Origin of the sequence: uncultured Clostridium sp. (genome assembly GCF_934754915.1) — a bacterium.
Taxonomy (GTDB): Bacteria; Bacillota; Clostridia; order Clostridiales; family Clostridiaceae; genus Clostridium.
Genome location: NZ_CAKVKB010000185.1, coordinates 1 through 5,367, shown reverse-complemented (window position 1 = coordinate 5,367; position 5,367 = coordinate 1). Strand labels below are relative to the sequence as shown.

Sequence of the window (5,367 nt, the reverse complement as noted above, 5' to 3'; positions counted from 1 at the left end):
ATTAAGAAGCCTATGACTGATAGAGCATTATTTTTAATGCTCTATCAGTCATAGGCTTCTTAATTGCTTTTCTCATTTTTAGAAAATCACATATAGTATTTATCAATTCTTCATTATCTGAATATGAATTAATAATTTTATCTAGATTTGTACCTTTTTCTTTTTTAATATTTTCTTTTATTTTTCTTTTATTTTCTTTTTGTGGTGTAATTTCTCCACCTACTATAGGTGTAATTTCTCCACCTAGTAATGGTGTAACTTCTCCACTAGGTTCATTTTTTACACTAGGTGTAATTTCTCCACCTACTTTAATAAAATATCTACTTCTATTCCCCTTACCACTTTCCCTTATCAAAAAACCTTTGTTAATAAGGGAATTAAATATTTTATCTAATGTTCTATTATCAGAAATTCCAGTTTTCTTTTTAATTAATGATCTGCTTGGATCTGCATATCCTGTTTTATAATTCACATGTCTAAAAAGAATTAATAATAATCCTTTTTCCTTTATGTCCAGTCCTTCATTATCAATTATTGAATTGAACTGTTGCCATCTTGTGTTATCACTCATATTCCCTCCTTTCTTTTCCATAAATTCTCACTCCTTACTTCTGTGTTTCTTCTCCAATATATCCAATACATTCATTGTCATAATTTTTTAATATGTAGCACCAGTTAAACTTCTTAACTATATTACCAGGCCTTCTTATTGCTTTAACATTCTTTAAAAATACATCTGCATGTCCCCCATTAAATCTAATCATAAGATAATCATCTTCAATAACATTTACTTCTTCAATCTTTGATTCTATCCATAATTCAGGCTTACAATAGTAGAAAGTACCTTTTGATAACTGCTCTTTTAATTCTTGAATACCATCCATAATTCTCACCTACTTTTTGCTCACTTGAGTTTGAACCCATTCATCAAGTCCTTTTTTTGAGATATAGTATTTACCTGACACCATATAACTAGGAAAATCATCTTCTTTAAGCAACCTATACATTGTATTATTCCCAACTCCTAATAGCTTAGCTGCTTCCTTAGGTGTTAGTGCTAACTTTTCACTTTCAACTGGCTTAAATTCTTTTAGCTTGTCCTTAATTTCTGTTGTAATAAAATCCACTGTAAGATTAATGAATTTTTCAAAATAAGGATCTCTTTTAATATCTTCCATGTTTTTCCCTCCGTTTTAAATTGATTAGTTTTCTATTCAATCATAGATATAAGCCCTTCTATGCTTTTATTTCGATTTCAAATCGTTGGACAATAAATTATACCTTGATTGCTTTAAGTCTTTAAATTAACCTATTTTATGCACTTTCTCTCGATAAATTTTTCATAAGTTGTTTACGCTTGATGTCTTTTTCCTCTTCTGTTAATTCTTTAGGAATTTTATACAAACCCTTTTTTATATAAAATTCTTTATTATCATTGAACCATTTGAATAATCTTAAATTTTTTATGCTAACTGCTTTTATATTTGCCCCTGTAGTTCTTGCCTTAACTAATTTAGCAACAACATCAATATCTTTTTCATAAAATTGTATTAATGCTTCATGTGGCGTTGAACTATCATTTAGAATCTCGATACCATTTTCTTTGAATTTGCTGATTAATGCTGGTATGCTTATTTTATTACGATAATAAACTAATATATCATCTGAATAGCGATAGATTTGTCCACCATTCGCACAATAAATATAATTATCTTCTTTCAATGGTTTTAATGTAGCTCTACAAAATTCACATACTACCCTATATTTACCTGTATACATATTCATTCCATTTTTGGTATACATGCAATCATCACTTCCCTTTTAATTATTAAGGTTGCTACCCTTATATCAGCTATAAGTTATAATTCTTCAAGTTGTTGCAACTTACTTTTGTCCTCTCTATGCATTGTCATTTTAGATTTTCCACATTTGTGTGGAATATTTAGATATGAAATCTCCAATCGCTTGGAATTTTAATTTTTTTCATCTGAAAAGAATAATTCTGATACTGTTGTATCAAGTGCATATGCTAATTTTCTTAATGTTACAACAGGTATGTTTTCTATACCAGTTCTTTCAATGTTACAAATTGAAACTCTACTAACACCTGATTTCTTATGTAACTCTTCTTGAGTCCATCCTTTTTTTACTCTTGCTAATTTCAAAGATAACATTATATATCTCCCTTCATTTTTTATGTTTTTTAGCTATTTTGTCCAGTACTCTGAACATTTTTCATGTTTTTATAATACATCATATTTTATTAATATGCAATACTTTTTTAAACTTTTATTGTATATTTGTTCAGTATATTGTACAATTAGTATAGAGGTGATAGAATGATAAGAAGTAATTTATCAATACTTTTGGCAGAACGAAATTTAAAAATATCAAAAGTATCTGAAGTAACTAAAATATCTAGAACAACATTGACAGCTCTTTCTTCTAATTCAAGCAAAGGTATTCAACTTGATACAATAAATACATTGTGTAATTTTTTGTTAATAACTCCAGAAAAATTAATATCTTATATTCCTGTAGATATAAACATCACTAGTTTCACTTTAGATGGTGATTTATTACAACTAGAATTAGATATTATAAAAAATATGCAAGTTCATAAATGTGGATTGACTGGTAATTGCTATCCTACTTATAACGATGAAAAGAAAGTAATATCTTTAGATGTTCACATTGAACCTTATGATGAAGAATTAAATTCTAATGATGAAGATTTGATTGAAGAAAATAAAATACTAATAGATACCTTTAATAAACTACCAGTTCCATTTAGAAATGATATTGAACTTAAGATTTTAAATAATATTGAATTCGCTTTTGGTGTGGAACTTCAAGAACAATATGAATTAACTTTCACATGGGACAACAAATTAATTTTTGGTAAATAGATTATAAAAAATTTTCCAAAATGGATAAAAAAGATAAAACTTTGTCATAATGACGAACCCATGCTTAAAATTACAAGCACCCAACCCAGCGTTAAGGTGAGTAATAGTAGTTACTATAATATTTCGCATAGTAACTACTAAAACACTAAGGGTAACGTTACCCCCCAGTCACAATCCATAAATAATCTTATGTAGGTGGGTGCCAAAATGGAGGGTACCTCTTCCGAAAAGAAAATTATATTTTAAAAGGTAATCAATGAAATTGACGAGCAAATACTTTTAAATTTAAAACATTTAACCAAGTAACTATAGGTTGCGTTGTTACTGTATTAATTTTAATAAGCAACCACAACAATATTATGTAAGGAGCTGATAACATGAAATGGAGCGAAGCAAGAAAAACATATCCCAATAAATGGATTGTATTTGATAGTTTAAAGCAGCATGAAGAGGATAACAAATTATTAATTGAAGATATTGCTGTAATTGAAGTATTTGATGATATTAATGACGCATTTAAATATTATCGTATGCTGCATAGACAAGATAAATCGCGTCAATTAGGTTTTGATGATACAAGAAAAGATAAGCTTGAATATGAAACTGAAAGGATAGGTATTATCAGATGATTAAATTAAGGTACCAGGATAAATTATTATTTTGTTCTATATGTATAAAAATAGATGACCAGGTTCTTAATTTAGAGAATGTTTTAATTGATACTGGTTCAGCTACAACTTTAATAAATGCTGATTACATTACACTAGATGGAACAGAAAAAATAAGAAATGTTCAAGGCGTTGGAGGATATGAACGAATCCTTAAGAAAAACGTAAACACTTTTGAAATAAACAATAAGAAACTCAATAATGTTGCGTTATCCATAGGCGATATGGATTATGGAATAGATATTGATTTACTCATAGGCTTAGATATATTAACAGCTCTTAATGCTGATATAAATTTAAAAACTATGGAATTAATATTCAATTAGATAGCTTATATTGACTTATGGAGCTTTAATATATTCGCCCCTTATAGGAATATAATTAAAACTTATAGGAGGTCATAAAATGGCTAAAACAGTATATAAAAAGAAAATTAAAAATGGAAAAGAGTATTACTTTTATAGATTAAGACATGAAAACCTAGATAAGCCTAAGGATATTTATGCAAGAACAGTAAAGGAACTTGAAGCTAAGATTAAAAGTATAGTAAATGAATTAGATCATGGTGTTATATACAACAATAAAACATTTGGAGTATTTTTAGAGAATTGGCTTTATGATGTAAAATTTATGAATATAAAGAATACTACTAAAGCTATGTATGAATCACCTTATCGAAATCATATAAAAAATTCTCCCTTGACTAAACTTAAACTAACAGAAATTACAAGGGATAAAGTTCAAACATTTTATAATAATCTACAAAAGAAAAATGTTGGAATACCAACCATAAGAATAATACATTTAATTATAGGAGCTGCATTAAGGTATGCTTATAACAATGATATGATTATAAAAGACTTTACAAAAGCTCTTATACTCCCAAAAATTTCAGAAGAGGATAAATTAAAAAAAGATAAAAAAATACATGCATTTACAAAAGAAGAACAAAAAATATATATTGAAGGCATAAAAAACAGTCCATATGAATTAATATTCCTAATGGCTTTATATACAGGCCTAAGACAATCAGAATTACTTGCTCTTACCTGGAATGACATAGATTTTAAGAACAATATAGTATCAGTAAATAAAATTGCTAAATATCAAAAAATTATAAATAGAGAAGGTACTGGTGGAACTAAAATTGTAGTTCAGACACCAAAAAGCACTAGCAGTATAAGAAAAGTTCCTATACCTCAAGCTCTAGTAAACAAGTTAAAACAGCATAGGGCTAAATTAAATGAATCAAAATTAGTATTTGGTAAGTCCTTCAATGATAAAAATTTAATCTTTTATAATCCAAAAAGTGATTATTATAGTGGCAAATTAATATACTATTATTTTGAAAAATCTATAAAAGATATTAACAAAGTTCTTGAAAATAAATTACCTATGCTAACTTTTCATGATCTAAGACATACTTATGCAACAAGATTGTTTGAACTTGGAGAAAATCCAAAAACAGTTCAGGAACTTTTAGGTCATAGCAGTATATCTGTAACATTAAATATATATACTCATGTTATGGAAGAGGCAAAGCAAAATACAGTTAATAAACTAGATATTTTATATAAATCTATGTTATAAGGGGCAAAAAGAGGGGCAAAATTCCCCTCTTCACGCTATCAAATGGCTTATTTACTCATATATAAGCAAGTTCTTATTTTTACTTTCAATAAATATCATTTGATTCCTCCATCTCACAATGTACTATACATTATGAATTTACTATATCTCATATTATATAACATTAAATTTTATTATTCTATTTTAATATTGAAATTCAT

9 protein-coding genes are annotated in these 5,367 nt (G+C 27.3%); 4 read left to right on the top strand and 5 right to left on the bottom strand.

Annotation, left to right across the window (positions count from 1 at the left end; genetic code table 11):
* Positions 1-10 precede the first annotated feature (10 nt).
* From Q0F58_RS16945 to Q0F58_RS16925, 5 genes are all read right to left on the bottom strand, one after another.
* Positions 11-592, bottom strand: coding sequence for a helix-turn-helix domain-containing protein (locus tag Q0F58_RS16945; RefSeq protein ID WP_294379048.1), 582 nt, complete (start codon positions 590-592; stop codon positions 11-13).
* Positions 593-605: 13 nt separating this feature from the next.
* Entirely contained in the window at positions 606-884 is a 279-nt protein-coding gene (locus tag Q0F58_RS16940; protein WP_294379047.1) for a hypothetical protein, read from the bottom strand.
* A 9-nt stretch (positions 885-893) separates the two neighbouring features.
* On the bottom strand, positions 894-1,178 hold the full coding sequence (locus Q0F58_RS16935; protein WP_294379046.1) for a helix-turn-helix domain-containing protein: 285 nt from the start codon (positions 1,176-1,178) through the stop codon (positions 894-896).
* 136 nt (positions 1,179-1,314) lie between these two features.
* Positions 1,315-1,803: a hypothetical protein gene (locus Q0F58_RS16930; protein WP_294379045.1), complete on the bottom strand. Its 489-nt coding sequence runs from the start codon at positions 1,801-1,803 to the stop codon at positions 1,315-1,317.
* 170 nt (positions 1,804-1,973) lie between these two features.
* Positions 1,974-2,174: a helix-turn-helix transcriptional regulator gene (locus tag Q0F58_RS16925; protein WP_294379044.1), complete on the bottom strand. Its 201-nt coding sequence runs from the start codon at positions 2,172-2,174 to the stop codon at positions 1,974-1,976.
* 165 nt (positions 2,175-2,339) lie between these two features.
* Here Q0F58_RS16925 and Q0F58_RS16920 point away from each other — a divergent pair, with 165 nt between their 5' ends.
* The 4 genes from Q0F58_RS16920 (at position 2,340) to Q0F58_RS16905 (ending at position 5,167) form a co-directional block, all read left to right on the top strand.
* On the top strand, positions 2,340-2,909 hold the full coding sequence (locus Q0F58_RS16920) for a helix-turn-helix transcriptional regulator (protein ID WP_294379043.1): 570 nt from the start codon (positions 2,340-2,342) through the stop codon (positions 2,907-2,909).
* Positions 2,910-3,286: 377 nt separating this feature from the next.
* On the top strand, positions 3,287-3,538 hold the full coding sequence (locus Q0F58_RS16915) for a hypothetical protein (protein ID WP_294379042.1): 252 nt from the start codon (positions 3,287-3,289) through the stop codon (positions 3,536-3,538).
* Entirely contained in the window at positions 3,535-3,903 is a 369-nt protein-coding gene (locus tag Q0F58_RS16910; RefSeq protein WP_294379041.1) for a retropepsin-like aspartic protease, read from the top strand. The genes Q0F58_RS16915 and Q0F58_RS16910 overlap by 4 nt, the downstream gene beginning before the upstream one ends.
* Positions 3,904-3,982: 79 nt before the next feature.
* Positions 3,983-5,167, top strand: coding sequence for a site-specific integrase (locus tag Q0F58_RS16905; protein WP_294379040.1), 1,185 nt, complete (start codon positions 3,983-3,985; stop codon positions 5,165-5,167).
* The last annotated feature ends 200 nt before the right edge of the window (positions 5,168-5,367 follow it).